Annotated in this window: 4 protein-coding genes and 3 tRNA genes; all 7 read right to left on the reverse strand. The window is 41.0% G+C overall.

The window, feature by feature from the left end:
* Window positions 1-76: transfer RNA gene (locus tag H5158_RS20620), tRNA-Lys, on the reverse strand.
* 72 nt (window positions 77-148) lie between these two features.
* A tRNA-Lys gene (locus H5158_RS20625) sits at window positions 149-224 on the reverse strand.
* A gap of 81 nt (window positions 225-305) precedes the next feature.
* Window positions 306-381 (reverse strand) — tRNA-Lys (locus tag H5158_RS20630).
* Between the two features lie 168 nt (window positions 382-549).
* On the reverse strand, window positions 550-1,293 hold the full coding sequence (ybgF, locus tag H5158_RS20635; RefSeq protein WP_149982323.1) for a tol-pal system protein YbgF: 744 nt from the start codon (window positions 1,291-1,293) through the stop codon (window positions 550-552).
* Window positions 1,294-1,305: 12 nt separating this feature from the next.
* Complete coding sequence (gene pal / locus H5158_RS20640) at window positions 1,306-1,848, reverse strand: peptidoglycan-associated lipoprotein Pal (RefSeq protein ID WP_149982324.1); 543 nt, start codon at window positions 1,846-1,848, stop codon at window positions 1,306-1,308.
* Between the two features lie 35 nt (window positions 1,849-1,883).
* Complete coding sequence (gene tolB, locus H5158_RS20645) at window positions 1,884-3,242, reverse strand: Tol-Pal system beta propeller repeat protein TolB (RefSeq protein WP_182740787.1); 1,359 nt, start codon at window positions 3,240-3,242, stop codon at window positions 1,884-1,886.
* A gap of 9 nt (window positions 3,243-3,251) precedes the next feature.
* A partial coding sequence (gene tolA, locus H5158_RS20650; RefSeq protein WP_182740788.1) for a cell envelope integrity protein TolA occupies window positions 3,252-3,706 on the reverse strand: 455 nt, incomplete at its 5' end.

Here is a 3,706-nt window from a genome sequence, read left to right on the forward strand (position 1 = left end):
TGGTGGGTCATGATGGACTTGAACCATCGACCAATGGATTAAAAGTCCACTGCTCTACCAACTGAGCTAATGACCCGCTCTGATGTGCCTAAGCACGCTGCGTAGATCCGCCGATTATAAACCACTCTACTATTCAACGAATAAAGAATGGTGGGTCATGATGGACTTGAACCATCGACCAATGGATTAAAAGTCCACTGCTCTACCAACTGAGCTAATGACCCGCTCTGCTGCTGCAACAAAATGCAACAAAACATTAATACGTAAATCCGCCGATAAAGACCATTCTATTATTAAATAATGAATGGTGGGTCATGATGGACTTGAACCATCGACCAATGGATTAAAAGTCCACTGCTCTACCAACTGAGCTAATGACCCGCTCTTTTTGTCGCAATTCGAGTGGTTGAACCATTCGTTTGCTGCGGGCGCTTATAATACTTATTTAAAAAATGAGTGCAACAGAAAATGTCTCTTTTTTTAAGTTTTTATGTCTAGTTGACCAATTTTAGACCGCTTATGACAAAAAGCAGTCTAATCAAACTGATTCTACATTTTTGAAAGGCGATCAGTGGCCAATTTTGCAGCAGTTGTACTTGGGTATTGGTTAAGTAAATCATTAAAGGTTTTTGACGCTTGTTCGGCTAAACCTTGCTCTTGTAATAAAGTACCAAGCTTTAACATGGCATCTGGACGCTTATTTGAATTTGGAAATTCATTTACAACAACTTTAAAATGTTCCGATGCTTTTACTGGATCATTTTTAATTGTTAATAATTGTCCTAACCAATAATGAGCGTTAGACGCATACACAGAATTTGGATACGTTGTTAAAAACGTTTGAAACTCTGGAATTGCCTGATCATAGCGCTTGTCCTTCATGATTAATGCCACTGCACGCTCGTATGCCTCATTCTCAGACAGATCAGAACTAATAGCTTGCGATGCAACAGGCTCTGCGTGTTGCTCTGCACTAGGTTGCGAGTAAGCTTGGCTAACGCGATTTTCAATTTCTTGATACAGCTCACGTTGACGTTGCAGTACTTTTTCAAGCTTATAGGTCTGCTCTTCAGTGATCCCGCGAACCTGGCTCACTTCATCTTGCAGTCTATTTAACTGTTGCTGTAACTCAACTTGTAATAAATTTCTCGACTGCATCATACTTTCAAGGGCAGCAAGGCGTTTTTCTATACTCGATTGTGAACTCGCAGCTTCTGAAACAGGAGCGGGAGCAGCCCAAACATGGGTGCTCCCGCTCAATATCATGGCTGCCAAAATAATTTTCGGCTTCATAATGTCTCTAATTTAGTAAACTAGTACCGCACGGCGGTTTTTAGCGAAAGCAGATTCAGTACGTGATTTAACCATCGGCTTTTCTTCACCGTAGCTCACTACTGACATTTGGCTTGCAGAAACACCTAAACTTTGTAGATATTTTTCAACTGCTTGGCCACGGTGCTCACCCAGTGCAATATTGTACTCAGGAGTGCCACGCTCATCAGCATGACCTTCAATTAATACTTTAACAGATGGGTTTTTAACTAAAAACTCAGCATGTGCACGAAGTAATTCGCCATACTGACCTTGAATAGTCGCAGTATCAAAACCAAAGTAAATCACTTGTTCTTGACGCAATTCGTCATACTTCTGACGAAGTTCTTCTTGTGCTTGCTGCTCTGGCGTTAATGTCGCAACTTCGACAGTGTCATTATCAGTTGTTTGCTCAACAGTCGCTTGATTTGATTGATTAGCTGCACCTTCATCGATATCCGAAGATGAGCTACAAGCTGCTAGTGTCATAACTGGCACAGCAATTAGCAGGCCTTTAAGTATTTTATTAAGTTGCATTGAGTAGATTCCTATATTGAGTAAACCAGCAAAAATTACTGTAAATAAGGCGACCACGCGGGTGCCTTTACTTGTCCATTTAGCACAGGTAACCGTGCTTTAAAGCGACCGTCCATTGATACTAGCGCTAGTACCTGCTTATTATTATGTAGCGTGCTATAGATGATCATCGAACCATTTGGTGCTACGCTCGGTGACTCATCTAGGCGCGTTCGTGTTAACACTTGAAATGCGCCTGTAGCCAGCTCTTTCTTAGCAAGATGGTACTGCCCGTTGGTACGGTTAACCATCACTAATTCTTTGCCGTCAGGGGTAATAGAACCAGCTAGATTCATATCACCATCAAAGGTCATTCGTTGTGACCTACCTGTTTGTAAATTTAACTTATAAATCTGAGCATTACCACCCCTTTCAGAAGTAAACACTATATCTTGACCATTCGGATGCCAAGACGGTTCAGTATCTATACTACGGTGGTTAGTCAATCGGGTTTCTTTACGCGTTGCTAAGTCTAGCATATACACTTCTGTAGCGCCGTTTCTGTCTTTTGATAGCACCAATAGTAGTTTTTTACCATCGGGTGAGAATTGTGGCGCACCATTAATACCTTGGTGACTTGTTATGAGTTCACGCTTACCAGTGTATAAATCTTGGATATAAATTTGGCTTTGACGATTTTCAAAGGTTACATACGCTAGTTTAGTGCCATCTGGTGACCATGCTGGTGACATAAGCGGCTCTTGCGAGCGTAATAAAACCTGCTCATTGAAACCATCATAATCTGCAACTACTAACTGGTAAGGCTTTGGTTCATCATCACGTACAATCACATAAGCAATTTTAGTTAAAAATGCGCCGCGCTCACCGGTGAGTTTTTCATAAATAACATCACTGATGCGGTGTGCATAACGTCTAAAACCGGTATCACTGATCACACTTTCGCGTGCTTCTTGAATATGATCTTGGTTTTTAATAAGTTTTCCGTTACTCATCATTTGCGTTTCACCACCAGTGATTTGGCCTCGGATAACATCAATAAGCTCATAGCGTACTAAGTAACGGCCATCAGTTTGTTGTTCGACTTCACCAACTAAAATCGCTTCAACACCTTTATTTACCCAAGCGCCATAGTCTACGTCTGCGTCTTTACTAGGTAACTGTGGCATGGCATTAACGTCAATGGGTTTAAATTTACCGCTACGCATTAAATCCGCAGCAATCACATCACTGAGCTTTTGTGGAATTGGCCCCACACCTTTATACTTAAATGGCACGATCGCAATAGGTCGCGCGCCATCAATGCCTTCGGTTATGACTATTTCAAGTGCCGCATTTGCAACACAGGTAAAGCCTAAAACGAAAATTAAACAAACTGTTTTCAACTTGTTGAACATACCATTCCTTTAAAATTGTGGCTTAATTGTTAAGTTAATATTTTTTAATTGCTCAAACACATCTTTATCTTTAGAAACTGGCAGTGTATCAGCCATACGAACAGCTCTAAGCGCCGCTTCACATACTAACTTATCACCACCTAAAGATGTAACTTGTGTGACCAGACCATTAAAACCTAAGCGAATATTCACACGGCATTGTTGATTTTTCATCTTTTCATCAATTAATAAATTTTGCTGAATACGCGCCATAATTAATGCTTTATATTTATCAACCTCAGTGCCTACCTGTTGCTGACGTATTTTATTACGTGCAGCTTGCTCTGTAGCTAGTTGCTCTTGCAGCATTTGCTCTTGTAACGCTTTTTGACGTGCCTCTTCAGCAGCTTCTGCACGTTTTTTAGCAGCTAACTCTTCGCGTTTACGGTCGTCTTCAGCTTTCTTTAAAGCCTCTTCTTCTGCTT

The sequence above is a fragment of the Pseudoalteromonas sp. SR45-6 genome, from assembly GCF_014163545.1.
Taxonomy (GTDB): Bacteria; Pseudomonadota; Gammaproteobacteria; order Enterobacterales; family Alteromonadaceae; genus Pseudoalteromonas; species Pseudoalteromonas rhizosphaerae.